The sequence below is a fragment of the Kribbella sp. NBC_00382 genome (assembly GCF_036067295.1).
In the GTDB taxonomy this organism is placed as follows: Bacteria; Actinomycetota; Actinomycetes; order Propionibacteriales; family Kribbellaceae; genus Kribbella.
Genome location: NZ_CP107954.1, coordinates 2,623,480 through 2,646,251 on the forward strand (window position 1 = coordinate 2,623,480; position 22,772 = coordinate 2,646,251).

A 22,772-nucleotide genomic window follows, 5' to 3' on the forward strand; every position below is an offset into this window, starting at 1 on the left:
CCGCCTAGTCGACGGGCCACCAGCTGCTCAAGCGCGTGATCACGGCTGAACAGTAACAAGGTCGCTCGCGATCTCCCAGAGGCGTTCGGCGTTGCCCGGGTCGAGGGCGAACGGAGCCACTCCGCCACCGAACATCACCGGCGGCCCGGTCAGTACGGGGGCTTCGGCGCAGTCTTCGTAGTACCGGCCGCCGGTGGTGAGGGTTGCGGCGAGGACCGAGGTTGCGGCGCCTTGCTGGACGGTCTTGCGGCGCTCGACCGGCGTACGGAGTCCGCCGGTGTGCTTCTGGAGGTTGGTCGCGATCGCTCCGGGGTTGACCGCGTTGGCGACGATGCCGTCATCGGCCCATCGCCTGGTCGCCTCGACGGCGAGGAGGACGGTCGCGGTCTTCGACTCGCCGTACGCGCCGATCGGGGTGTACGGGCGGTAGACCCAGTCGAGGTCGTCGAAGACCGGCGGCGCCATCAGGTGTGCGTTCGAGCTCAATGACACGATCCGCGCTCCGCCAGCAGCGGCGAGGGCGGCGTGGAGTCCATCAACCAAGGCGAAGTGGCCGAGGAAGTTGACGGCAAACTGCAGCTCGTGGCCTTCCGGCGTACGGGTCAGCTCCGGTATGCCCATGATGCCGGCGTTGTTGACCAGGATGTCCAGCGGTCCGTCCCACGCGCGAACAAAGGCCCGAACGGAGTCCAGAGAGGCGAGATCCAGCTCGGCAACCGCAGCACCTGAGATGTTCGAAGCGATTTCCTTGCCTGCGACAACATTCCGGACGGCGAGCACGACCTCGGCGCCGGCCGCCGCCAAGGCGCGCGCCGTCTCGACCCCGATCCCCGAGTTGGCGCCGGTGATGAGCGCGCGCTGGCCGGTGAGGTCGACACCAGCCAGTACATCGCTAGCAGTAGAAGAGAATCCAAAAGAGTTCATAACCCGATCCTGCGTCGACCAGCGCCCGGTAAGAAGGCTCTGCTGACACTGGTACCAGCAGGGGCAGGATGAGCCCGCAGTACGCCTCTACCCTGGAAGCATGAGCAACCTCGGCGAGTACCTGAAGGTACGTCGCGAGCGGCTGCGCCCAGAGGACGTAGGCCTGCCAGGCGGCAGCCGTAGGCGCGTACCGGGCCTGCGCCGCGAGGAGGTCGCGCTACTGGCCGGCATCAGCGTCGAGTACTACCTAAGGCTGGAGCAGGGCCGCGACCAGCACCCCTCCGACCAGGTACTCGACAGCCTCGCCCGCGCGCTCCAGCTGGACGCCGACTCCGAGACCTACCTCAAGAAGCTCACCACTCCCACCAAGCCGGTACGCCGCCGAGCCCGCCCCGAGCAGGTGAGCGCCGGCGTACAAAGCCTCATCAACACCTGGTCGACCACCCCAGCCCTGGTCCACGGCCGCTACATGACCACCCTGGCAGCGAACCCCATGGCCGTTGCCTTAAGCCCGTTCTTTGCGCCCGGCATCAACACGCTGAGGGCGGCTTTCCTGGAGCCGGAGATGCGCGAGTTCTACCTCGACTGGGACGAGATGACCGCCAAGGCCGTCGCCTACCTCCGCTCGATCATCGCCCCCGACATCGACGACCCCCAGATCACCACCCTGATCGGCGAACTCAGCCTGCACAGCGACCGCTTCCGCACCCTCTGGGCCAAACAGGACGTCCGCCAGAAAACCAGCGGCACCACCCGCTTCAACCACCCGCAAGTAGGCCCGCTAACCCTCAACTACGAAAAGCTCGCCCTCCCAGGCACCCCACACCAGATGCTCATCACCTACCACGCCACCCCCGGCACGCCCTCCCACGAGAAGCTCCAACTGCTGGCTCACTTGTAGCCGCGGATGTAGTCGACGACGAACTCGGGCACCGCCTCCACCGAATCATCGGGGAAGTCGAAGACGGCGAGCATCAGTTGCATCGGGTACGCCGGTGGGCTCGGGCAGCTGCGGACCAGAGCACCGTCGACGTAGAAGTCGGCGCGGTCAGGCGTCCAGTCGACGGCGTACAGGTGGAAGTCGGTGAGGTCCAGGTCCAGCCGGACTGCCTCGAAGTCTTCGGGGACCGACGGGTCGCGGAAGGTGTGCAGGCCCATGCCTACCTCGACGGAGCCGGGCAGCACGGACTTGCCGAACATCTCGGTGATGCAGATCTCGGCGCAGCGTTCGGGGCTGTCTTCCAGGCCGACCATCCACAGCGCGACCATCGAGCGGGGCGAGACGACGGCGCGGGCGCGGAGTTCGATGTAGCCGCCAGTTGGTGTCCAGCCCCAAAACGCAGGCTGCTCCTCGCGGACAACCAAGCCGTCGCGGTACGGCTGCTGGCCGACAGTACTGCCGACCGGCCCCGAGAAGTTGCCCGTCTGGATGCCCGAGACCCGCGTCGGCGGCGTGTGGTCGTCCTCACACCACAGGCCGTGCTCCGGCGGGATGAACAGCCGCAAACAGGAGTCCGCAAGCTCGTACTGCGCCGCCGTCGCGGCCCGGGAACTCCAGTGGGGAAGGTAATTCGGCAGCCAGACGGCGGTATCGAGCGTTGATCCGTCGAAGTGGTCCTCGAAGACAAGCTGACGCTGCGCCATAGCGGCCATGATCCCCGACCTGTCACATGATGAGCCCGGCAACCGTCAACGGATTGACCGCGACCGAGAGAAAGTGACCTGTGGACGACATCGACCAACTGGCCGGCCAGTTCGAGCAGAATCGTGCTCAGCTGCGCTCGGTCGCGTACCGGATGCTCGGTTCCGTGAGCGAGGCCGAGGACGCGGTGCAGGAGGCCTGGCTGCGGTTGAGCCGGTCCGACGCGAGCGAGATCCAGAACCTGGGCGGCTGGCTGACGACGGTGGTGTCGCGGGTCTGCCTCGACCAGTTGCGCAGCCGGAAGACGCGCCGGGAGGACTCACTCGACGTGTTCGTCCCCGACCCGATCCTGAGCCCGCTCGACCCCGCGGAAGAAGCGGTCCAGGCGGACGCCGTCGGGCTCGCGATGATGGTCGTGCTCGAGAAGCTGGCGCCGGCTGAGCGGCTCGCGTTCGTGCTGCACGACATGTTCGGCCTCACCTTCGACGAGGTCGCCGAGATCGTCGGCAAAACCTCGGCCGCGACCAGGCAACTCGCCTCCCGCGCCCGCCGCCGGGTCCAGGGCGCCCCGGTCACCGACAGCGACCTGAGCCGCCAACGCGAGGTCGTCGACGCCTTCCTCGCCGCCTCCCGCAGCGGCGACTTCGAGGCGCTGCTCTCCCTCCTCGACCCCGACGTCGTACTCCGCGCCGACGCCGGTACTACGGAATCCCACGGCCCCGCAGTCTCCAAGCTGGTCCGCGGCGCCCTGGCCGTCGTCGAACAAGCCCTCACCTTCACCCGCCTGGCCCCGCACACCCGCCCGGCCGTCATCAACGGCTACCCGGGCGCCATGACCGTCGTCAACGGCACCCTGATGGGCGTCATGGACGTCACCGTCCACAACGGACTGATCACCGAGATCAACATCCTGGCCGACCTGCCCCGCCTCGAAGGACTCCCGATCCCCGCCTGACTCAAAAACTTCCACCGGTCGTGTCTATCTGGGCCCTGCCGCTTCGACGTGTGTGTAAGAGCCAGGCACACGCGAGGGAGCAGCAGGATGAGCACGCAGGCGGTCTATTCGGTAGAGGCGACTGGTAGTGACGTTGTTGCGGCACTGCTCGGGTCCGGCTTCAACGGGTCGATTCACCGGGCAGGTGACGAGCAGTACGACGCACTGCGCAAGTCGATCGTCCCCACCTTTGACTCGCGGCCCCTAGTGGTCGCAGAGGCCAGCAGCCGCACAGATGTCCAGGCGGCAGTGCGGACGGCCCGGCAGCTCGGGTTGCCGATCGCAGTACAGGCGACTGGGCACGGTACTCGGGTGCCGGCCGACGGAGGCATCCTGCTCAAGACGAGCGCCATGACGTCAGTACTGGTCGATCCGCAGCGCAAGGTGGCCAAGGTAGGCCCGGGTACTCGCTGGGGCGCAGTGATCGATGCTGCTGGCCAGTTCGGGCTGGCACCGCTGGCCGGGTCGTCGCGGGACGTCGGGGTCACCGGCTACACGCTTGGCGGAGGCGTTGGCTGGCTCGCCCGGAAGTACGGGTTCGCGGCCGACAGCGTGATCCGTGCCGAGGTCGTGACCGCGGATGGCCGAGTCGTGACCGCGAGCGCCGATGAGCACCCGGACCTGTTCTGGGCGATCCGCGGTGGCAGCGGCAACTTCGGGATCGTCACCTCACTCGAGTTCCGCCTGTACGCCGTGCCGCAGGTCCACTCCGGCATCGTGTACTTCGCGATCGACAACGCAGCCGAGACGCTCAAGTTCTACCGCGACTGGTCCGCCACCATCCCCAACGAGCTCAGCACCGCGATCCTGCTGACCCGCGCCCCGGACGGCACCCGCGCACTCGCGATCAAGGCTTCGTACTCCGGTGAGGCCGAGCTGGCCGAGCACCTCCTCAAGCCCCTCTTCGAGGTCGCGGGCCAACGACTGGCCGGCGACCTCAAGACCACCCCGTACGGCGAGTCCTCGATGGGTGGAACCCCGGCCCGCCACCTGGACCTGCTCGACACGCTCGAGGACGACCTGCTCGACGAGTTGGCCAAGCTGCCCGGCGCGACCGTCGAGATCCGTCACTGGGGTGGCGCGATGGCCCACCCCGGTCCCGGCGCCGGCCCGGTCGGGCACCGCGAAGCGGCGTACTCGCTGATCATCGACCAGGAGGTTCCCGGGCTGGCCACCACCGGCCGGACGTTCCTGAACTTCCTGGCTGACCCGGCGCGCGCGACCTCGGCGTACTGCGAAGCCGATCTGACCCGCCTCCGCGCGGTCAAGCGGGCCTACGACCCGGACAACTTCTTCCACCTGAACCACAACCTGAAGCCCTGAGCACAGCAAAGCGGCCCGGCCCCTCGCGAGAGGAGCCGGGCCGCTTGAGCAAGAACCTCAGGCAGTGCCGGAGTTGCCGTAGACAGTGACGTGCACGTGGTCGTAGTGGTTGGCCGTCGTGCTGCCACGGTCCTCCATCGCGCGCCAGCCTTCGCTGCCGCGCTGGACCGTCCAGATGTGCTGCTGCCAGATGAGCTGGCTGACGCCCATCGCCTTGCGGTTGGCCTTCAGCCAGTCGGCGATCTCCTGGCCGGTCTCGCCGCTGACCATGATGTCGAGCGCGTGGCCGGAGGAGTGCTCGCTGCCGCTGTCGCCGCTGCGCAGACCGCCGTACGAGGTGACGGAGGGGAACAGGTGGCAGATCGCGCGGTGCACCCGGATGGCGTCCGCGGTCAGGCCGTCCTCGACGCTGGAGCCGGACTTGCAGGCTGCCTGCGACGGGGTGCCCGCGACGGACTCCTCGACCGGCTTGGTCGCGGCCAGGTACTGCGCCTTGACCCAGCGGGAAGCGCCGTCGCGGACGATCTCGGCCCAGATGCCCTGGACCTTGCCGGTGACGGAGACCTTGCTGCCCTTTTCCAGGACGGTCAGCAGGTTGCCGGTGACCGGGGCGGACCACACGTTCACGTCGGTGGTGGTGAACTTGCTGCCGGTGATCTTCAGCGGGGCGACCGTCTTCACGCTCTCGGCGGCCCGGGTCTTGATCGAGCTCGGCTTCGGGATCGGAGCCTGCTTCTTCAGGTGCTTCGCGACCGGCGGCGTCTTCGACGGCGCCTGGGTCGGTGCCAGGTTCAGTGACGGACGAAGGGCGTCCCGGCTGGTCGGTGCCTCACGCTTCAGCTGCAGGGGCGAGCTGGCGGTAGTCACGTCGTGCTTCGGGGCTTCGTCGGGGAATGCGACTGCGGAGCCGGTGGCCAATAGCGCCACCGCGGCGCCGGGAATCGCGACCTTCACGATGCCGGGGCCGATCATCTTGGGGCGCGGTTGACGGTGCCGCGCCTGTCTATGCCGTCCTTCAGTCACTGACTCACCCAATCTGCCGAGATCAAAACGTTATCGACCGGAGGAGTCAAGCACACAACCTGGCGAGTCAACGAACTGGCGCGGCGTTTTAACGAATTACGTACATCCCGCACGCTCAGCGGTTGTGATTTACCGCGCGGCGCCGGGGCGTGGTGTCTGCTTGACTGCCCGTCATGGGCGATCTCGGGTTCAGCGTGGAGCGGGGTGCTGTGGCCCGGGTTGTGATCGACCGGGTACCCAAACGGAACGCGCTCACTCGGGCGATGTGGGAGGCGCTGCCGGGGCTGCTGGCCGAGTTGGCGGCGGATCCTGAGGTGAAGGTCCTGCTCGTCACCGGCGCGGGTCCGACCTTCTCAGCGGGTGCTGACATCGGCGAACTCGTCTCTGGCGCCGACCCGGCCGATCCGATGGCCGAGCTCCGGGCTCATAACCTGCGAGCGCAGGCGGCGCTGCGCGAGTTCCCGAAGCCGACGGTCGCGGTGATCCGCGGCCATTGCATCGGCGGTGGGCTGGAGATCGCGGTCAACTGCGACTTCCGGTTCGCGGCGAGCGGTTCGACGTACGGGGTGACGCCGGCGCGGATCGGCGTGGTCTATCCGCCGGCCGCGATCAAGGTGCTGCTCGATCTGGTGGGGCCTGCGACTTCGAAGTACCTGCTGTTCAGTGGTGAGCTGCTGACGGCGGAGGAGGCCTATGCGAAGGGGCTGGTCGACCGGGTCTTCGCCGAGGACGCGCTCGATGCCGGTGCGGCTGAGTTCGCCGCGATGTTGATCTCGCGGTCGCAGCTGACGATTCGCTCGGCCAAGGAGACGGTCAACGCGCTGCTCGCTGGGAAGGACGCGGATTCGCCGGCCTTCCGGAGGTACCGGGAGACGATCGCCGACGGTGAGCTGGTCGAGGGGATCGCCGCTTTTCAGGAGAAACGAGCGCCGAAGTTCCCCTGGCGAGGCTGACGCCGCGTAGCCGTGCCTGTACTTCGGGTTGACGGGTTAGCGGGGGTTAGGGATGGGCACCAGAGGTAGGCGCCGCCAACCCCCGCCCTGGCGGCCAGAGGAGATAAGGGAGGCTTCATGCTCATCCTCGGACTGATCCTGTTGATTCTGGGATTCTTGCTGAGTATTCCGATCCTGTGGACGATCGGCATCGTGTTGCTCGTCGTCGGAGCAGTGTTGTTCCTGCTGGGATCGACCGGTCGTGCTGTCGGGGGACGCCGCCACTGGTTCTGATCTACTGAGGTGGTCGACGCCCCGCGAGCCTTCGGGTTCGCGGGGCGTTGTCTGTCCGGGTCGCTACGATCCGGCGGTATGAAGTACCTGGTACTGATCTACGGCGACTACCGCTCGGCTGATCTCGCGGCGGTGCGGGCGCTGACGAAGTTCAAGGACGAGCTCGCCGTGAGCGGTGAGCTGGTCAGTTCCGAGGGGCTCGCCTTCCCCAGCGAGGGCCGGGTGGTCCAGGTCCGTGAGGGCGCCAAGGTGGTCACCGACGGCCCGTACGGCGAGGCCAAGGAGCAGCTCGCGGGCTTCTTCCTGGTCGATGTCCCCGACGACGAGCGCGCTCAACAGGTAGCGGGCCGCGTCGCCACCATCGTCGGCGACCGGGTCGAACTCCGTCCGACGGTGCTCAGCACCTAAGCACCGACTACTACAGCCTCCCGAGCAGCAGCGTGCTTCTTGCCGACCAGCAGGCTCGTACCGGCCAAGCCGACCGCGATGAAGGCCAAGCACGCCGCGAACGCGACCCGGTAGCCGGACACCAGCTCGGCCGCCGTGGTGCCGTGCGTGTTCCCGATCGCAACGGCGGACAGGACCGCGATCCCGACTGCCCCACCGATCTGGAACGTCGCGTTCTGCAGCCCTGACGCCACTCCCGAGTCCTTCTCGGGCACATCGCTCAGCGCCGCGATCGCCCCGGCCACGGAGCCTGCGCCGAGTCCGGCGCCGAAGATGGTCAGCCCCCAGAACGCCAGTTCGAAGTACCCGGAGGTGACGGACAGCAGGCTCATCACCGTGCTCCCGATGCCCGCCAGGACAAGGGATGTGGCGGCGATCGGACGCGGGCCGATCCGGGTGACCAGGTTCTGCCCGACAATCGAGCCGCCGACCGCCGTGGCCGCCACGACCGACGACATCAGCCCGTAGCGGGTCGCCGAGGTGTGGAGGGCGAGCTGCGCGTACTGCGTGTAGACGAAGTTCAGCCCGAAGGCGGTCAGCCCCCAAGTCATCCCGATCAGGTTGCCGCCGACCACTGCACGCGACCTGAAGATCCGGAGCGGAACGAGCGGGGCCGCCGACCGCTTCTCCACCAGCACGAACAGCGCGAAGAGACCGGCTGAGACGAGTGCCAGCAACGTGGTCCGCCCGGCCGATGACGTGGGCGCTTCGATGACGGCGTACACGAGAACGATCAACGCAGCGGTCACTGTGGCAGCACCGGCGACGTCGAAGCCGCGTCGGCCGGGTCCACGGCTGTCCTTGAGCAGTACCGGAGCCAATGCGACCACAAGCAGGCATACGGGCACGTTGATGAAGAAGATCCACTGCCAGCCGAGCCCGTCCGTCACTGGTCCACCGATGAGCGACCCGGCGGTACCGCCGACGCCACTGGTCGCTCCCCAGACCCCCAGCGCCTTGTTCCGCTCAGCGCCGTCCGGGAACGTCGTCATCACGATCGAGAGCGCACTAGGAGCCAGTACCGCCGCAGCGATCCCCTGTAGACCGCGTGCGAACACCAGCGCATCCCCTGACCAGGCAAAGCCGCACAGGAGTGAGGAAGCCGCGAACAGCAGCAGTCCGGCGATCAGTACTCGCCGCCGGCCCAGTAGGTCAGATACGCGCCCACCGAGGAGCAGTAGGCCGCCGAACATCAGTGCATAGCCACTGGGCACCCACTGCACTCCACCGGTGGAGAAGGTCAGCTCCCGCTCGATCGACGGCACCGCGACCAGCACGATCGACGCGTCCAGGATGATCATGAACCCGGCCAGACAGAGCAGGGCGAGGGCGAACCAGCGCTTCGGATCGGGACTGTTCTCCATGATGCAGGGCCTCCGGTACTCCGGGACGCCCGGGCTGAGCGTCACTCGCCCGGTACGTCGGACCCCTTGCCGGCGGCTCGACATTTTGCGTCGCCATGTCGAAATCACCGGGGGTAGCTACGACGTACCGGGTGAGAGGGGGTCACCACGACCTCCGCGACCCGTCAGGATGGTGCCTGTGAAGTACATGCTGCTGATCTACAGCAACGAGGAGAGCTGGGCCGGACTGACGGCCGAGCAGCGCGACGGCCTGGCCCGGTCGCACGAAGAGTTGATGCACGAGCTGACCGAACAGGGCATGCTGGTCAGTGCCGCCGGACTGGCCGATCCGATCACCACCAGGACCGTCTCCGTTCGCGGCGACACCCTGACGACGACCGACGGACCGTACGCCGAAGCCAAGGAGCACCTCGCGGGCTTCTACCTGGTGGAGTGCGACGACATCGACCAGGCGATCGACTACGCCGCCCGGATGCCGGACGCGAAGTACCTCGCCGTGGAGGTGCGACCTGTGATGGACAGCTCCGGGCTGGAGATGTGAGCGACTTCGAGCTCCTGCTGCGGGAGGAGACGCCGCAGGTGCTCAGCGCGCTCGTCCGGCACTACGGGCACTTCGACCTGGCCGAGGAGGCTGTGCAGGAGGCCCTGCTCGCCGCTGCCCAGCAGTGGCCTTCAGAAGGTGTGCCTGACAACCCGCGCGGCTGGTTGATCAGGGTCGGCTCGCGGCGGCTGACCGACCTGCTCCGGAGCGAGTCGGCCCGGCGCCGGCGCGAGGAGAACGCGGCCAACCTTGCCGCGCCCGAGGAGTTCGTTGCCTCGGCCCCGGATGTCGACGACCTCGCCGGGCGGGACGACACGTTGACCCTGTTGTTCCTGTGTTGCCATCCGGCGGTGTCGGCTGCTTCGCAGATCGCCCTGACCTTGAGGGCTGTCGGCGGTCTGACCACGGCGCAGATCGCCGCCGCATTTTTGGTGCCTGAGGCAACGATGGCGCAGCGGATCTCGCGGGCCAAGCGCGGTATCAAGCAGGCAGGCAGTACTTTTGAGATGCCGCCCGAGGCCGAGCGTGATGCCCGGATGGGTGCTGTGCTGCACGTTCTGTACCTGATCTTCAATGAGGGCTACACCGCGTCGTCCGGGACGTCGTTGCACAGCGCGGAGCTGACGACGGAAGCGATCCGGCTGGTGCGCGGTGTACGCCGGTTGCTGCCCGATGACGGCGAGGTGCAAGGGCTGCTGGCGTTGATGTTGCTCACCGACGCGCGGCGGCCGGCCCGGACCGATGCTGATGGCGGGCTCGTTCCACTGGCCGATCAGGATCGGTCGAAGTGGAACAAGGAGGCGATCGTCGAGGGCGAGGCGCTCGTCACGGACGCGTTGTCCCGGACTCAGCTCGGGCCGTACCAGGTGCAGGCGGCGATTGCCGCAGTACATGGGACTGCCGAGCGGTCGGAGGATACTGACTGGCCGCAGATCGTCGCGCTTTATCAAGTACTGGAGCAGATCTCGGACAATCCGATGGTGACGCTGAACCACGCGGTCGCGGTGGCGATGGCGACCGGGCCGAAGGAGGGGCTCGCTGTGCTGGAGCCTCTCGATGCGGACAATCGGATCACTGAGCATCATCGGCTCGAGGCTGTGCGCGCGCATCTGCTGGAGATGTCGGGGGATCTGGATGGAGCCCGGGCGAGCTACTTGCAGGCGGCCCGGCGTACGACGTCGATCCCTGAACGGAACTACCTGCAGTCCAAGGCGGACCGGCTGAGCTAGCTGCTCGAGATCGGCTAGCTCAGCCACAAGCTGGTCAGTGCTTGAAGGCGTCCTTCGCCTTCTCGCCGGCCTGCTTCAGGTCGCTGACGCCCTGGTCGGTCTTGCCCTCGGTCTCCAGGCTGTCGTCACCGGTGACCTTGCCGACGACCTCCTTGGCCTTGCCGGCCAGGTCTTCCGCGGCGTTCTTGGCCTTGTCTGCGAAGCTCATGCGCTTTCCTTCCCTAGTGGGTGAACCGGCCCATCGGCTGCCCCCTGCAGCAACCGATGGACCGGCCGCGGCGCCCCCCGTCCGAAGCGCCGACAGTGGGTAAGTCGGACCTCGCCGGTACTTCGTCACGCGCCCGTGACCCAGATCACCCAGCGGCCGCCAACTGGCAACCTCGAGGTGCCGAGTCGCGCCACCGCCGCTGGTGTGTCAGCTTTGGAGTGTGGATCTCACCAAGGCATCGCTCCTGCGCGAGATGCTGACCGGGACGGAGCTCGGCAGCCGTACGACCGAGTTCGCCCACTCGCTGCGCAGGTTCACCACCCGTACGGGCGGTCTGATGCTGTTCGGCCCCGCCGACGACGAGCCCTGGCACCTCACCGCCCACCTGGACGACGAGCTGCACCGTGCCGGCATCGAGGACATCCGCCCGTCCCTGGTCCGCTGGGCCCCACCACCGGACGCGCCGCCGCACCTGTCGATCGGCCTCGACCGCCTGCGCGAGTCGGGTCGGGGTGAGTCGCTCCTGGTCGTCACCGAGCAGACCCCGGCCGGCACGTTGCTGGAGCGCATCGACGACGTACGCCGCCGCGGCACGACGATCTTCAGCATCGACAACGGCAACAAGGACCTGGCGTCCCTCTCGCACGAGTCGCTCGTGCCCGAACTCCTGCTCCCGAACAGCTTCGGCGCAGGCTGGGTCAGCCACCCGGTCGGCCAGGACCACGACGAACCGGACCACGGCCGCCACGCGATCCCGGACGAGACCCTGACGGCGTTGCGCGATGCCGTGGCCGGCTTCGAGATGACCCAGCACCTGGTCAGCCTCGCCGTCGCCGACGAAGACACCAGCCAACCCGCCGGCTGGCGCCGCTCGCTCAGAACCTTCATAGAACGCCTGAGCGGCGAACCCGCCTAACCGCCTCCACCCCCGCCAGCGATCGCAGGCGGGTCGGGCAGGCGGGTTGGGCCACTTTGTGCACGAGGTGAGTAGATCGCCGGCCGGAGAATGCTCAGCTGGAGCACAGAGTGCCTTAGGCAACTGGTTTCCGGCAGCGGACCTCGCCCCGGGAGGTGAATTCGGGGTCGGCTGGCGGGTTCTGGCAACCACCCTCTGTACCTACGAACAGGATGTCCTGCGGGTACGCCGGTAGACCCGGCTCGCTCGAGCGCGAACTGCCGGAGCGGGCGGGACTACTGCCTGTCCGTCGGTACGGACTCGCGGAGCTAGCTGTCCTGCAGGCCCGCGAGAAGTGGGTACCGAGACTCCATCTCAGAGTCGTCGTCGAAGTCGAAGTTCTCGCCAACCGGCAGATCCGGAGTGTCGACACCGGCCGCCTCGACGATCTCCCAGTACTCCGTACTGGACCCGCCTCCGGCCTCGTAGGCATGCTGGGCGACGCTCAGCATCCCCTCACCGCTGAACCCCTCGAACCCATCGCCGAGATCCTCGTCGACCACATCGGCCAGCGAGTCCGGATCGGCCAGCGCGGCCTCCCAGATCTCCCGCCCCTGCGCGGCCAGCCAGCCACGGAAGTTGTCGAACCCGTCGTCGGAGGCCCCGCCGTTGATCAGGTACGCCGCACCCCACAGATCCTGCCGGTACGACTCCGCCTGCAACAGCTCCCACTCGACGCCGAACCCGGCGATCTCCTCCAAGGCCAACTCACCCAACGCCTTGGTCAACGCGTCAGCGACTCCATCCGGATCCGCGACGGTGTCATCCACCTCAACCCGAGCCGCCTCGACAAGCTCCCAGAACCCATCCCTGTCCACCCCGAAATCGTGTCACGAAACCCGGTCCACAAGCATCCCCTCATCCGGATCCGGGACAGATATCGGTGAAGTGACCCCGCCTTCGGGCGCCTCAGCCGCCTCAACGGGCCCCATCGGCTCGACTTGCTCGGCACTGTCATCAGGCGGAGCAACCGTCTGATCGGAGTCATCCGGGCGGCTTGCTTCCTGCTCCTGTCCGTCCTGCGAGGAGAGTGCGGTAGAGGTGAGCGAGGGTCGCTCCTCAGGCTGCTCGGGCGTCTCCCGCAGACGGGGAGGTGCTGCGGTCCAGGCGCGGAGGTCCTGCAGGACGTCGCCGTAGAACGTGTTGATCGCGCTCTCGACCGAGTCGATGAACGCGCCACGGCCGCGTCCACGCTTGGAGCCGAGAGGCAGGGTGAGCGCGACCCGGAACGAGCGGAGTTCCTTCCGCGGATCCTCGATCAGGCGGACCGGTTGCTCGCGGACGTTCTTGAGCAGGTCAGCGGTGCCAGGACCACGGGAGTGCAGGGTGAAGGCTTCCAGCCTGGCTGTCTCAGGTGCGTGGCGGAGCTGGCGGACCAGCCAGTTGACCCGGGTGGTCGGCTTGCCCTCCTTGGGTGCGGCAATGTCGACGTGGCAGATCGCCTGCCCCGCACGCAGATCGGCGGTCACCACCAGCGGGCCGACAGCGTTCGGAATGCTGATCGCACCCTGCATGGTTCCGGTCGTGCACATCGACTGAACGAGCGCTTGCGAGCGCAGAGCGGGTTCCGCGATTTCCTTCCGGCTCAGCGCGGGAGTGACGTCGTCACCAAGCCGTCGGCCCAACTGGAGGCTGACGTAACGGAGCAACGCGTCGAACCGGGCGGCGACCTCAGGCGCGCACTTGTCGCCAGGGCGCAGAGTTCCGGCAGCAACCGCCTCCCGGGTCGTCACCCACGAACCGCCCATGTCATCGAACTGCAGTGCCCCTGAGCGCGGGTGTTCGAGGTACCGGATCAACTCGCCGAGGATCCAGGCCTGGTCAGGGTCGGCGACTCCCCGATGCTCTTTCTGCAGCACGGCCTCCGCCAGCACCATCGACCAGGACCAGTGGTGCAGTGCGACCCGCTTGAGTTTCTTCTTGTCCACCTTGGTCGGGTGCATGCCGGCGATCGCCGGGATCTCGTTCGAGATCGTGATCACCGCGTCGAAGTCCCGCTCCCGCGCGATATCGAGATAGGCCTCGAGTTGTTCGCACTCCAGGTTGTTTACGCCGGTCTTGACCTCGACCAGGGCGGTCCATTCCTTCTGGCCACGACGAGCGCGGATCAGCCCGTCCGGATAGAGCCGTCGATCACCGAGCTCGAACGGAACCTCGATGTAGGTCTCCAACGCACCGGCAGGCGCGCCGAGCGGCTGGGTCAGTACGCGGCCGAACTCGCGGACCGACGTCATCACCGCCAGCAGGGCTGACGTCGCCCGTCGTTCCTGTTCATCCGCTCCGTTGATTCCCGAGGTTGGGATCAGCCGGGCCTGATGCCACGTTTCCTCTGCCATTTCCTTGCCCCCCACAGGCGTTGCCGACCGCGGGCCCCCACCAGGTCCGCATCCCCTTGATCGCCCGATGAGTTCCGGACGTTACGCCTACCGTCACAGAACGTGAAGACCTGAGCGAGTATTTCAACAGAACGTGAGCATCGAAGAGTGGTTACCAGGGCTGGTCGAGGAGGGAGCGGAGTTCGGTGGGGAGGGTTAGGTGGGCGCCGGCCAGGGCGGTGGTGAGGTAGGTGGGGGTGCTGATGCCGATGATGGGGGTGATGGCTGGGGTGCCGTTGGTGAGCCAGGCGATGACTACCTCGTTGGGGGTGACGCCGAGTTCGGTGGCGACCTTGGTGAGGGCCTCCAGGCGGCGGGTGGTGCCGGGGTGGTCGAAGGCTTCGTGGAAGGGGCGGTCGGCGCGTTCGTAGCCGCCGGACATCAGGGGGCTGTAGGCGAAGAGTCGCTGGTCCGGGTTCTGCTCCGCGTAGTCGAGGACCTCGTCGGTGATCCAGCCGAAGCGGTGGTCGTGGGCGTTGTCGCGGACGAACGGCCGCGGCTGGACGTACGAGTAGCGCAGTTGCAGGGCGGTCGGCGCCTCGACGCCCTGCCGCTCCGCCAGGCCGCGCATCCTCTCCACTCGCCAGAGGGCGTAGTTCGACAGCCCGATCCGGCCGACTGTGCCGGCGGCGACGTGTTTGCCGAAGGCGCCGACAGTCTCCGCCAACGGAGTCTCGCGGTCGTCGCGATGCGCGAAGTACAGATCGATGTGGTCGATTCCGAGGCGGCGCAGCGACGTCTCCAGTGCTGCGTCGATCGCCTTGGCGCTCAGCCCCTCGGACTTCTCCGGGTAGCTCCCCGGCCACAGTGGCTCGCAGCCAACCTTGGTGGCGAGTTTGACCCGGTCGCGGACACCCGGCCGGGCGGCGAACCAGCGGCCGAGCAGTTCCTCGCTCTGCCCACCGTGACCGCTTTCGTGCTGCCAGAAGGCGTAGCAGTTGGCCGTGTCGATCCAGACGCCGCCCGCGTCGACGTACGCGTCCAGCAGAGCGAAGGAGGTCTTCTCGTCGATCCGGGTCCCGTACTCCATGGCCCCGAGGGCGATGTTTAGCTCAGTCATACCCAGAGCCCTCGATGCTGGAGTTCTCTCTAGGTCAACACCAACGACCATTAGTTGAGACGATTGGTGTCAGATCGCGGACATTCATGGCAAACTAAGGCTCGTGAGCGAGTACCTGGCTGAAGACGACGTGATCGATTACTCGCATCCTGAGATCGCCGCCCTCGCTGCCCGGCTCCGCGCTGAACACCCCGGTACTACGGACTTCGCGCGCGCTGCTTTCGACTTCACTCGCGACGAGGTGAAGCACTCGATGGACATCGCGGATCCAGTCGTGACGGTGGCGGCGTCCGAGGTACTCCAGCAAGGTGCAGGCCTCTGTTTCGCCAAGTCGCACCTGCTCACCGCACTGCTCCGGGCTGAGGGCGTACCCGCCGGGCTCTGCTACCAGAAGCTCTCCAATGGTCATGGCGGCTACTTCCTCCACGGCATGGTCGCGGTCTACCTCGACGGCGAGTGGCACCGCCAGGATCCGCGGGGCGACAAACCGGGTGTCACCACCGAGTTCTCACTGACTGACGAGCGCCTCGCCTATCAACCCCGCGAGGAGCTGGGCGAGGCCGACCTCGACCCCATCCTGGCCAGCCCGGATCCCGGCCTTGTCGCAGCCCTTCGCGGCGCCGACAACACCGTCGATCTGGTCCTGAATGACGGGCTTCCCGCCGATCTCGCCACTCGCGAGGGGGATCCTTTTCCTGCACCACACGGGTAGGGTTTGTTTTCTTCGGCCCCGGACCGGCTGAACTTACCGGCGTCCGCAGGGGTACGGCGGTCAGACAACCGGCCCGGGACCGAGGCAAACAAACGTCACGCCCAGCGCGCGAACACCTCACCGGCGACTTCGTCGGTACTACGGCCGCCCGTCCCCACCGAGAAGTCGCTGACGCCATCACCAGCCAGCTGCGCCGACAACTCGGCGGCACGCGCCACCAGCCTGGTGAGGTCGTCACCCTCCTCGCGTCCCCGGCGCTCGATGCGAACAGCCAGCTCGGCATCCGGCGCATCGAGCCGGCAGATCAGCACCGGCCCACCCGTCGCCTCCTCGAGCAGACGCCGCTCGTCCACACTCTCGACGACCCCCGCCACGATGAGCCGCTGACTCCCGGCCCGCTGGTAGTTCGCCCACACCGCAGCCAGATTGGTCGCCTTCAGCCGCGCGTTGTACGGATCGTCGACCGGCGCCGGCCAGACCGCCCCCAGCAGATCGAGATCCGCGAACGCAGGAGCCTGCCCAAGGTCGATACACCGATCCCAGATCCGCCAGCCGACCGTCGTCTTGCCGACTCCGGGTGCCCCGGACAGTACAAGCGCGCTACGCATTTCCCCGCGTTGACGTCCTGACCACCAGCTCGGGGGTGAAGGTCACGCGCTGGTGCTCATGGTCCGGGTTGGACGACTCGTCGAGCAGTAGCTCCGCCGCAGTACGCCCGAGCAGCTGCCGAGGTTGTCGTACCGAAGTCAGCGGTACTGCGGCAGCCGCCGCGAACTCAATATCGTCATACCCCACGATGGCAAGATCCTCCGGCACCCGAAGCCCGAGACTCACGCATTGCTGTAGCAACCCCAATGCCAGAAGGTCATTTGCGCAGAAAGCCGCCGTCGGCCGCCGGTCCGCAGGCAGCCCGGCAAGTCGTTGCCCAGCGCCCCTACCTTCGGCGACCGTCAGCGCTCCAGTCAACACATCGACCAGGTTCTCCGCTGGCAGACCGCCCTTCCGCAAGGCCTCGTGAGCACCCTCGCGCCGATCGCGAACCTGGCCGATCGTGTTCGGCCCGCCCACAAAGGCGATCCGTTGATGGCCGAGTTCGATCAAGTGAGTCAGCGCGACCTCGCCCCCAAGGACGTCGTCGACCGCCACCGAGCAGTGCTCCCCGTCGTCGATCGCGCGGTCGACCACAACCACCGGCGTACCGCGATCCGGCAAGGTGCTGAGCCGCGCCGAGTCAGGGTCGATCGGGGTGATGAGAACGCCTTGCACCCGTTGCTGTTCGAGTAGATCGAGGTAGTCCGCCTCGCGGCCCGCATCCTCGTTGCTGTTGCAGAGGAAGACCGACAGGCCCGCCTTCTGCGCCGCCTCCTCGACGCCGCGCGCGACGTCGGTGAAGAACGGGTTGCCGGCGTCCAGCATCAAGTAGGCGATGATCCGGCTCGAGCCGGCCCGGAGTTGTCGCGCCGATTCGTTGCGGACGAAGCCGAGCGACTCCATCGCGGATTCGACCTTGGCGCGGGTCGTCGGGCTGACCATTTCCGGCCGGTTCAGCACGTTCGAGACGGTACCGAGCGAGACGCCCGCCGCGGCCGCGACGTCCTTCACGCCGGCTGCCGACCGGGTCCCGCCACCGGGACGCAGCCGTCGGGCCTGCCGCCGCGCGATGGCCTTCGCCAGCCGCTCCTGGTCTCGCACCGCATTCGGCGTACGGGGCGGCTTCGGAGTACGGGACGGGCTCGGAGTACTGGCCGGGTCCGGCGCACGGCGCGCGCGGTCCGCTGCGCCACTCGGTGTCACGCGGCCTCCCCGGGTTGAAACGTGATAGCTGACGAAGCGTACCTGTTTTCCGGTCGAAACCCGCAGTCTTTCCCCGTGGTTCTCCACAGACTCGCTCCAGCCTCTTGACGGCCCGAGCGGCCCGCCATTACCTTCGTGCAATCTTCTTGAAACCTTTCAGCAACAGCGTCCAAGACCGTCAGAACCCGCCGGAGGTGAGCATGCCGACCGAAGCCCCAGTACTGCGGGTGCGCGAGGTGTCGAAGTCGTTCGGCGCTGTCGCCGCCGTGCAGAGCGTCTCCTTCGACCTGTACGGCGGAGAGGCGCACGCGTTGGTCGGTGAGAACGGCGCGGGCAAGTCCACCATCGTGAAAATGCTGGCCGGCGTGCATCGCCCGGACGCCGGCACCCTCGAGCTCGACGGTGCGCCGATCGAGCTGAACACCCCGGCCGACGCCAAAGCGGCCGGCATCGCGGTGATCTACCAGGAGCCGACGCTCTTCCCCGACCTGTCCGTCGCGGAGAACATCGCGATGGGCCGGCAGCCACTGGGTCGTTTCAAAACCATCGACCGCGCGGCGATGATCAAGCAGGCCGAGCAGCTCTTCACCAGGCTGGGTGTGGCGATCGAGCCGAACCGCCCGGCCCGCGGCCTGTCGATCGCCGACCAGCAGCTGGTCGAGATCGCGAAGGCGTTGTCCGCGGACGCCCGGGTGGTGGTGATGGACGAGCCGACCGCTGCGCTCACTGGGGTCGAGGTCGAGCGCTTGTTCGCGGTGGCGCGATCGCTGCGCGACGACGGTGCCGCGCTGGTCTTCATCTCGCACCGGTTCGAGGAGATCACCGCGCTGTGCGAGCGGGTGACGATCATGCGCGACGGCAAGCACGTCTCGACCGATCTGATCAGCGAGGTCAGCGTCGACGAGATGGTCCGCCGGATGGTCGGCCGCGAGCTGGGCGCGCTGTTCCCCAAGCAGGACGTGACTCCGGGCGCTGTCGTGCTGAGCGTGGCCGGACTGACCCGGGATCCGGTCTTCGCCGACGTCTCGTTCGAGGTCCGGGCCGGCGAGATCGTCGCGCTGGCCGGCCTGGTCGGTTCCGGCCGCTCCGAGGTGGTCCAGTCGATCTTCGGCGTCGACCCGCGCGACGCGGGCACGGTCAAGGTCGGCGGCAAGACGCTGAAGGCTGCGTCGCCGCGAGCCGCGATGGCCGCCGGCGTCGCGCTGGTACCGGAGGACCGTCGTCAGCAGGGCCTGGTGATGGAGCTGTCGATCGAGCGCAACGTGACGCTGCCCAGGTCGCGCGCGCTCTCGCAGCTGGGCTTCCTGACCGGCAGCAGTGAGCGCCGCTCGGCCAAGGAGTGGACCCAGCGCCTGAAGACGAAGTACGGCCGGTTGCAGGACGAGGTCGGCACCTTGTCCGGTGGCAACCAGCAGAAGGTCGTGCTGGCCAAGTGGCTGGCGACGGCGCCCAAGTTGTTGATCGTCGACGAGCCCACCCGCGGGATCGACGTCGGTACGAAGGCCGAGGTGCACCGGCTGATGTCGAGCCTCGCCGCGGAAGGGGTCGCCGTCCTGATGGTCTCGTCGGAGCTGCCCGAGGTGCTCGGGATGGCCGATCGGGTGCTCGTGATGCGTGAGGGCCGGCTGGTCGCCGAGCTCGACCGCGAGCGGGCGACCGAGGAATCGGTGATGTTCGCCGCGATGGGACAGGAGGCCTCGGTATGACCCCCGCACCCACCCGTGCCGACTCCACCGGTGCTGACTCGGCCGGCGCTGACCCGGTTGGCGCTGCTCCGGCCCGGGCCGGAGCAGTCTCGCCTGCCGCGAAGCCACCCACACCGGCCGTCCGCCGGTCCCCTCTCGATCTGGTCCTGCGAGCCCGCGAGCTCGGCATCGTGCTCGCTCTCGCGCTGCTCGTCGCCGTGACGGCGACCTCCAACTCACGCTTCCTCTCTGGCCAGAGCATCCGGGACATCCTGCTCGGCACCGCGATCCTGGCCGTTCTGGCGGTCGGCCAGGCCGTGGTGGTGATCACCCGCAATATCGACCTCTCGGTGGGATCCGTGCTCGGGCTGAGCGCGTTCACCGTCGGCACGCTGCTGCGCGATCACCCCGGACTGCCCGTCGTGCTGGCTCTGCTGATCGGCGCCGCTGTCGGCGGGGTCTGCGGCGCGGTCAATGGAGTGCTCGTCCGCTACGGCAACGTCCCCGCCCTGGTAGTCACCCTCGGCACCTTGTACGTCGTCCGCGGCATCACCTACTTCTGGGCCGGCGGCCAGCAGATCAACGCGGACGAGCTGCCGTCGGGCTTCCTCGACTTCGGCAACGCGACCCTGCTGGGCGTTCCGTACCTCGTCCTGATCGCGCTTCTGGTTCTGGTCGTCACCGGCATCGTCCTGCGGAATTACCGAGTCGGCCGCGAGCTGTACGCGATGGGCTCGAGCCCGCAGGCCGCGCGCCTGGCCGGTATCTCGGTCGGGCGGCGCACGATCGGTGCCTTCGGGGTGAGCGGCGCATTGGCCGGCCTGGCCGGGGTGCTGTTCGCAGCTCGGTTCGGAACGATCGACGCGGCAGCCGGCACGGGCATGGAGCTGAACGTCGTGGCCGCGGTCGTAGTCGGCGGAGTCGCCGTCTTCGGCGGCAGCGGTTCGGTCTGGGGTGCTGCACTCGGCGCACTACTGCTGACCACGATCGGCAGCTCGCTCGCGGTGCTGGAGATCAACCAGTTCTGGCAGCAGGCGATCGTCGGCGGCCTGATCCTGCTAGCCATCGGCGCCGACCGGCTGGTCGCCGCCCGAATGGCCGCGTCATTGAAGAAGCGAGGCTCTCATGTCAGCTGAAACTGCAGTCGAGAGCCGCACAGCAGGACTGACGGCCAGGTTCGCCAACTGGAACGTCGCGATCATCGCGGTCACCATCATCGTGCTGATCGTCGCGGCGGCGACGGTGGAGAACTTCGGCACCTCGCAGAACTTCGGCTTCCTCGTCCTCGACCTGTTGCCGATCGCGCTCGTCGCGTTGCCGATGACGCTGGTGATCGTGACCGGCGAGATCGACCTGTCCGTGGCGAGCACGCTCGGCCTGTGCAGCGCGGTGATGGGCTCCCTGTGGAACTCGAACCAGCCGATCGAGACGATCATCCCGCTCTGTCTGCTGCTCGGCGCTGTCCTGGGCGCAGTCAACGGCTTCTTCGTCACTGTGCTCGGCCTGCCGTCCCTCGCCGTCACCATCGGCACCCTCGCCCTGTACCGCGGCCTAGCGTTCGTAGTACTGGGTGACAGCGCCGTCGCCGACTTCCCAGTCCAATACACCGACTGGGTCACCGGCAACATCGCCGGTACGTCGATCCCGAACGTGCTGCTCATCATCGTGGTGCTCGCCATCGTGTTCGGCGTACTGCTCCACGCGACTCCCATCGGCCGTGCCGTCTTCGCGGTCGGCGCGAGTGAGCAGGCTGCCCGCTTCGCCGGCGTCCGCCCCGGCCGCCTCAAGTTCTGGCTGTACGTCGTCAGCGGCCTGGTGTCCGGTCTCGCCGGAATCCTCTGGACCCTGCGGTACTCCAGTGCTCGGGCCGACAACGGCGCCGGACTCGAATTGGCGGTCGTCGCGGCCGTCCTGCTCGGTGGTGTCTCCATCTTCGGCGGCAAGGGCGCACTGCCCGGTGTGATCGCCGGAGTCGTCCTGCTCGCCTCACTGCAGAACGCCTTGCGGCTGTCCGACGTCTCGAACGAGGCGCTCAACGTCGTCACCGGTGTCCTGCTGATCGTCTCCGTGCTCGCACCCAATCTCGCCAACGCCGTCCGCAGTTCTGTCCAGCGCCGCCGGCACCGGACCACCAATCCCCTGTAAGGCCACTTGTCCAGAAAGGACAGCTCATGTCTTTCCGCATCTCTCGCCGCCTCGCGGTGCCGCTGTCGACGGTGGCCGTCGCCTCCCTCGCGCTCACCGCGTGCGGCGGCGGCACCACCAAGTCGAACACCGCGAACGACGCCGGCAGCGCCCCCAGCAGCACCAGCTCGGCAGCGGCCGACCCGAACGCGCCGCTGAAGGAAGGCCTCAAGATCGCCTACCTGCCCAAGCAGCTGAACAACCCCTACACCGACGTCGAGGTCGGCGGCGGCAAGGTCGCGGTCGGCGAGCTCAAGGGCGAGTACAAGCTGGTCGGCCCGAACGACGCGAGCGCGTCCTCGCAGGTCAGCTACATCAACACGCTGATCCAGCAGACCCAGGACGTGATCGTGGTCGCGGCCAACGACCCGAACGCGGTCTGCCCGTCGCTGAACCAGGCCCGTAAGGCCGGCATCAAGGTCGTCTCGTTCGACTCCGACGCCTCGAAGAACTGCCGGGACGCGTTCATCAACCAGGCCACCACCCAGGGCATCGGCGAGAGCCTGGTGAAGATGGCCAGCGAGCTGGCCGGCGGTTCTGGTGAGATCGCCGTCCTGTCCGCGACGCCGAACGCGACCAACCAGAACTCCTGGATCGAGGTGATGAAGACCGAGCTGAAGAAGCCGGAGAACGCCAAGCTCAAGCTGGTCAAGGTTGCCTACGGCAACGACGATGACCAGAAGTCGTTCACCGAGGCTCAGGGCCTGCTGCAGTCGTTCCCGAACCTCAAGGTGATCGTGTCGCCGACCACGGTCGGCATCGCCGCGGCCTCGCGCTACATCAGCGCCTCCAACTACAAGGGCAAGGTCGCGATCACCGGCCTCGGCCTGCCGAACCAGATGCGCAAGTTCGTCAAGGACGGCACGGTCAAGAAGTTCGCCCTCTGGAACCCGGCCGACATCGGCTACCTCGCCGCGTACGCCGGCGCCGCGCTCAAGTCCGGCCAGATCACCGGCGCCGAGGGCGAGAAGTTCAAGGCGGGCAAGCTCGGCGAGTACACCGTCGGCGCGGACGGTGAGATCGTCCTCGGCCCCCCGACCGAGTTCACCGCCGCCAACATCGACAAGTTCGACTTCTGAGCACGTT

Annotated in this window: 24 protein-coding genes; 14 read left to right on the top strand and 10 right to left on the bottom strand. The window is 67.5% G+C overall.

What is annotated here, in order from left to right:
- Positions 1 to 39: 39 nt before the first annotated feature.
- Positions 40 to 924, bottom strand: coding sequence for an SDR family NAD(P)-dependent oxidoreductase (locus OHA70_RS12935; RefSeq protein WP_328332024.1), 885 nt, complete (start codon positions 922 to 924; stop codon positions 40 to 42).
- A 100-nt stretch (positions 925 to 1,024) separates the two neighbouring features.
- On the opposite strand from OHA70_RS12935, the gene OHA70_RS12940 reads away from it, so the two are divergent.
- Positions 1,025 to 1,825 (top strand): helix-turn-helix transcriptional regulator, encoded by an 801-nt coding sequence (locus tag OHA70_RS12940; protein ID WP_328332026.1) that lies wholly within the window; start codon positions 1,025 to 1,027, stop codon positions 1,823 to 1,825.
- Here OHA70_RS12940 and OHA70_RS12945 read toward each other — a convergent pair.
- A complete protein-coding gene (locus OHA70_RS12945; RefSeq protein ID WP_328332027.1) occupies positions 1,816 to 2,568 on the bottom strand; it encodes a glycoside hydrolase family 16 protein in 753 nt (250 codons plus the stop codon). The two genes, OHA70_RS12940 and OHA70_RS12945, sit on opposite strands and share 10 nt — an antisense overlap.
- Before the next feature lie 80 nt (positions 2,569 to 2,648).
- On the opposite strand from OHA70_RS12945, the gene sigJ reads away from it, so the two are divergent.
- Entirely contained in the window at positions 2,649 to 3,521 is an 873-nt protein-coding gene (sigJ, locus tag OHA70_RS12950; RefSeq protein WP_328332029.1) for an RNA polymerase sigma factor SigJ, read from the top strand.
- 87 nt (positions 3,522 to 3,608) lie between these two features.
- The gene (locus OHA70_RS12955) at positions 3,609 to 4,883 is read left to right on the top strand and encodes an FAD-binding oxidoreductase (RefSeq protein WP_328332031.1); all 1,275 of its coding nucleotides are present in this window, start codon (positions 3,609 to 3,611) and stop codon (positions 4,881 to 4,883) included.
- A gap of 57 nt (positions 4,884 to 4,940) precedes the next feature.
- Here the strand turns inward: OHA70_RS12955 and OHA70_RS12960 are convergent, their stop codons facing one another.
- Entirely contained in the window at positions 4,941 to 5,855 is a 915-nt protein-coding gene (locus OHA70_RS12960; RefSeq protein WP_328332033.1) for an SH3 domain-containing protein, read from the bottom strand.
- Between the two features lie 224 nt (positions 5,856 to 6,079).
- On the opposite strand from OHA70_RS12960, the gene OHA70_RS12965 reads away from it, so the two are divergent.
- From OHA70_RS12965 to OHA70_RS12975, 3 genes are all read left to right on the top strand, one after another.
- Positions 6,080 to 6,859: an enoyl-CoA hydratase/isomerase family protein gene (locus tag OHA70_RS12965; RefSeq protein WP_328332035.1), complete on the top strand. Its 780-nt coding sequence runs from the start codon at positions 6,080 to 6,082 to the stop codon at positions 6,857 to 6,859.
- A 117-nt stretch (positions 6,860 to 6,976) separates the two neighbouring features.
- The gene (locus OHA70_RS12970; protein WP_328332037.1) at positions 6,977 to 7,132 is read left to right on the top strand and encodes a DUF6131 family protein; all 156 of its coding nucleotides are present in this window, start codon (positions 6,977 to 6,979) and stop codon (positions 7,130 to 7,132) included.
- 78 nt (positions 7,133 to 7,210) lie between these two features.
- Entirely contained in the window at positions 7,211 to 7,540 is a 330-nt protein-coding gene (locus OHA70_RS12975) for a YciI family protein (RefSeq protein WP_328332039.1), read from the top strand.
- Here the strand turns inward: OHA70_RS12975 and OHA70_RS12980 are convergent.
- Positions 7,537 to 8,943 carry an MFS transporter gene (locus OHA70_RS12980; RefSeq protein ID WP_328332041.1) on the bottom strand — a complete coding sequence of 469 codons (1,407 nt, stop codon included), beginning with the start codon at positions 8,941 to 8,943 and terminating at the stop codon, positions 7,537 to 7,539. The genes OHA70_RS12975 and OHA70_RS12980 overlap by 4 nt on opposite strands.
- 187 nt (positions 8,944 to 9,130) lie before the next feature.
- Here OHA70_RS12980 and OHA70_RS12985 point away from each other — a divergent pair, with 187 nt between their 5' ends.
- Together OHA70_RS12985 and OHA70_RS12990 are read left to right on the top strand one after the other, a co-directional pair.
- Positions 9,131 to 9,484, top strand: a complete 354-nt coding sequence (locus OHA70_RS12985) for a YciI family protein (protein ID WP_328335118.1) — start codon at positions 9,131 to 9,133, stop codon at positions 9,482 to 9,484.
- Positions 9,481 to 10,713 (top strand): RNA polymerase sigma factor, encoded by a 1,233-nt coding sequence (locus tag OHA70_RS12990; protein ID WP_328332043.1) that lies wholly within the window; start codon positions 9,481 to 9,483, stop codon positions 10,711 to 10,713. Before OHA70_RS12985 ends, OHA70_RS12990 begins: the two co-directional genes overlap by 4 nt.
- 34 nt (positions 10,714 to 10,747) lie before the next feature.
- Here OHA70_RS12990 and OHA70_RS12995 read toward each other — a convergent pair whose 3' ends face one another.
- The gene (locus OHA70_RS12995; RefSeq protein WP_328332045.1) at positions 10,748 to 10,921 is read right to left on the bottom strand and encodes a CsbD family protein; all 174 of its coding nucleotides are present in this window, start codon (positions 10,919 to 10,921) and stop codon (positions 10,748 to 10,750) included.
- 220 nt (positions 10,922 to 11,141) lie between these two features.
- Here OHA70_RS12995 and OHA70_RS13000 point away from each other — a divergent pair, with 220 nt between their 5' ends.
- Positions 11,142 to 11,837 (top strand): hypothetical protein, encoded by a 696-nt coding sequence (locus tag OHA70_RS13000; RefSeq protein ID WP_328332047.1) that lies wholly within the window; start codon positions 11,142 to 11,144, stop codon positions 11,835 to 11,837.
- A gap of 308 nt (positions 11,838 to 12,145) precedes the next feature.
- Here the strand turns inward: OHA70_RS13000 and OHA70_RS13005 are convergent, their stop codons facing one another.
- The 3 genes from OHA70_RS13005 to OHA70_RS13015 form a co-directional block, all read right to left on the bottom strand.
- Positions 12,146 to 12,694 carry a DUF4240 domain-containing protein gene (locus tag OHA70_RS13005; RefSeq protein ID WP_328332049.1) on the bottom strand — a complete coding sequence of 183 codons (549 nt, stop codon included), beginning with the start codon at positions 12,692 to 12,694 and terminating at the stop codon, positions 12,146 to 12,148.
- 12 nt (positions 12,695 to 12,706) lie between these two features.
- On the bottom strand, positions 12,707 to 14,212 hold the full coding sequence (locus OHA70_RS13010; RefSeq protein ID WP_328332051.1) for a hypothetical protein: 1,506 nt from the start codon (positions 14,210 to 14,212) through the stop codon (positions 12,707 to 12,709).
- Between the two features lie 151 nt (positions 14,213 to 14,363).
- Positions 14,364 to 15,311: an aldo/keto reductase gene (locus OHA70_RS13015; protein WP_328332053.1), complete on the bottom strand. Its 948-nt coding sequence runs from the start codon at positions 15,309 to 15,311 to the stop codon at positions 14,364 to 14,366.
- A 103-nt stretch (positions 15,312 to 15,414) separates the two neighbouring features.
- Between OHA70_RS13015 and OHA70_RS13020 the strand changes: the two genes are divergently transcribed.
- Positions 15,415 to 16,023 carry a transglutaminase-like domain-containing protein gene (locus OHA70_RS13020; RefSeq protein WP_328332054.1) on the top strand — a complete coding sequence of 203 codons (609 nt, stop codon included), beginning with the start codon at positions 15,415 to 15,417 and terminating at the stop codon, positions 16,021 to 16,023.
- Between the two features lie 95 nt (positions 16,024 to 16,118).
- Here OHA70_RS13020 and OHA70_RS13025 read toward each other — a convergent pair whose 3' ends face one another.
- Together OHA70_RS13025 and OHA70_RS13030 are read right to left on the bottom strand one after the other, a co-directional pair.
- On the bottom strand, positions 16,119 to 16,631 hold the full coding sequence (locus OHA70_RS13025) for an AAA family ATPase (RefSeq protein WP_328332056.1): 513 nt from the start codon (positions 16,629 to 16,631) through the stop codon (positions 16,119 to 16,121).
- A complete protein-coding gene (locus OHA70_RS13030; RefSeq protein WP_328332058.1) occupies positions 16,624 to 17,817 on the bottom strand; it encodes a LacI family DNA-binding transcriptional regulator in 1,194 nt (397 codons plus the stop codon). Before OHA70_RS13030 ends, OHA70_RS13025 begins: the two co-directional genes overlap by 8 nt.
- A 200-nt stretch (positions 17,818 to 18,017) precedes the next feature.
- Here OHA70_RS13030 and OHA70_RS13035 point away from each other — a divergent pair, with 200 nt between their 5' ends.
- Genes OHA70_RS13035 through rhaS form a run of 4 tightly spaced genes read left to right on the top strand, consistent with a single transcriptional unit; the run spans position 18,018 to position 22,765 of the window.
- Entirely contained in the window at positions 18,018 to 19,523 is a 1,506-nt protein-coding gene (locus OHA70_RS13035; RefSeq protein ID WP_328332060.1) for a sugar ABC transporter ATP-binding protein, read from the top strand.
- Positions 19,520 to 20,638: an ABC transporter permease gene (locus OHA70_RS13040; RefSeq protein WP_328332062.1), complete on the top strand. Its 1,119-nt coding sequence runs from the start codon at positions 19,520 to 19,522 to the stop codon at positions 20,636 to 20,638. The genes OHA70_RS13035 and OHA70_RS13040 overlap by 4 nt, the downstream gene beginning before the upstream one ends.
- Positions 20,628 to 21,647: an ABC transporter permease gene (locus OHA70_RS13045; RefSeq protein WP_328332064.1), complete on the top strand. Its 1,020-nt coding sequence runs from the start codon at positions 20,628 to 20,630 to the stop codon at positions 21,645 to 21,647. Before OHA70_RS13040 ends, OHA70_RS13045 begins: the two co-directional genes overlap by 11 nt.
- A 26-nt stretch (positions 21,648 to 21,673) precedes the next feature.
- Positions 21,674 to 22,765: a rhamnose ABC transporter substrate-binding protein gene (gene rhaS / locus OHA70_RS13050; protein ID WP_328332066.1), complete on the top strand. Its 1,092-nt coding sequence runs from the start codon at positions 21,674 to 21,676 to the stop codon at positions 22,763 to 22,765.
- Positions 22,766 to 22,772 lie beyond the last annotated feature (7 nt).